Annotated in this window: 2 protein-coding genes; one reads left to right on the top strand and one right to left on the bottom strand. The window is 41.9% G+C overall.

All coding sequences use genetic code 11. The annotated features are described in order from the left end of the window. Window positions 1-449: aldo/keto reductase (locus tag AC52RT_RS03490; protein WP_495539469.1), on the bottom strand; the 449-nt coding region annotated here is incomplete at its 3' end. Between the two features lie 232 nt (window positions 450-681). On the opposite strand from AC52RT_RS03490, the gene AC52RT_RS03485 reads away from it, so the two are divergent. Beyond that, window positions 682-1,664, top strand: a 983-nt coding sequence (locus AC52RT_RS03485; protein ID WP_495539468.1) for an LLM class flavin-dependent oxidoreductase, incomplete at its 3' end; no start/stop codon positions are given.

Genomic DNA, 1,664 nt, shown 5'->3' with positions numbered 1-1,664 from the left:
TTTCCTTCTTCTTTCATTTGCTGTAAGGCACCAACTGCTTCATCTTTTGGCGTATCATTATCAGGGAAATGGATATAAAATAGATCAATATAATCCGTTTGCAGACGCTGTAAGCTTTCTTCAACAGACTTTTTTAGATAGGATGGGGAATTGTCAAGGACCACATCATCTCCAACAAATTTATGAGCTCCCTTTGTCGCAAGAATAATTTCACTGCGCTTCCCTGATTCTTTAACCACTTCACCGACTAATTCTTCTGAACGTCCTGGACCATATATGAAGGCCGTGTCTAGAAAGTTAACTCCTTCGTTAATAGCGGTTCTTACCAATTCTTTTCCTGCATCTTCATCTAAGTTGGGATAAAGATTATGACCGCCAACAGCATTCGTACCTAGTCCAATTGGATTGACAAAAAGACCTGTTTGACCAATTTGAGTTTGTTTAGACATCTGATTACCCTCTTTTCTATTTACGCGATCTTTACTTCCACCATTGAAATATATGGATATATGTATACTACCATTAAATAGAATTGTACTAAAATGATAAGCTTTCTTGGGTAAATCTCTTATATTAATTTCACGTTAATCATTTGAAATATGGGTTAGTCTCTACATTAGATTCTTACGCTAATCATATACTTTTACATGCAAGCAATAAAACCGCCAAACGGGAGGGAATATGAAGCATGACAAACGAAAACAGTCAGGCATTGAAATTGGGATTTACACATTTGGAGATATAGGGCCCGACCCCCTCACTGGCCAAACTGTGGGTACGAAGCAACGAGTCCGTGATATAATTGAATCCGCAAAATTAGCTGACGAAGCGGGTCTTGATGTTTTTGGCATTGGTGAACATCATCGTCTTGATTATGCGGTATCTGCTCCCGTTATTATCTTGGCAGCTATTGCTCAGGTGACAAAACACATCAAACTTACCAGTGCGACTACGGTTTTAAGCACGGTTGACCCTGTTCGATTATTTGAGGATTTTTCCACGCTGGATTTACTTTCAGATGGGCGCGCTGAAATCATTGCTGGTCGTGGGGCATACGTAGAATCGTTCCCGCTTTTCGGATACGACTTAAAACATTATGATGCATTATTCGAGGAACATATCGAGTTATTTTTAAAACTGAATGAAGCCGAGTCTATCTCCTGGAATGGCCGCTTTCGTTCATCGTTATCCAATGCTGAGATTTCACCGCGGCCTGTCCAAAAGAAGCTGCCTATCTGGGTTGGTGTTGGCGGCACCGAAGAAAGTGCAGCACGTGCAGGCAGATTAGGCGTTGGAATGGCTCTAGCCATACTTGGAGGCGAAGCATCTCGCTTTAAGCCCCTAGTCGAGCTCTACCGTGAATCGGCGGCCAAAGCTAAACATGCTTCGGAAGATATTAACGTAGCCGTAACTGGACACGCGTACATTGCTAAGACAACTGAACAAGCAAGAGATGAATTCTTCCCCTATTATTCTAATTACTGGTCATACGTAAATGGTCAGCAAGGGATCCAATATAACCTTTCCAGAAGAGATTTTGATTACTTAACCACACCAGAAACCGCTCTATTCGTAGGCAGACCCGAACAAGTAGCCGAAGAAATTATCTGCCAGCATGGGCTATTCGGTCACCAACGACTCATTGCCCAACTAGATATAGGTGG

It is taken from the genome of Peribacillus sp. (assembly GCF_059453735.1).
This window is presented reverse-complemented; position numbering and strand designations above follow the sequence as displayed.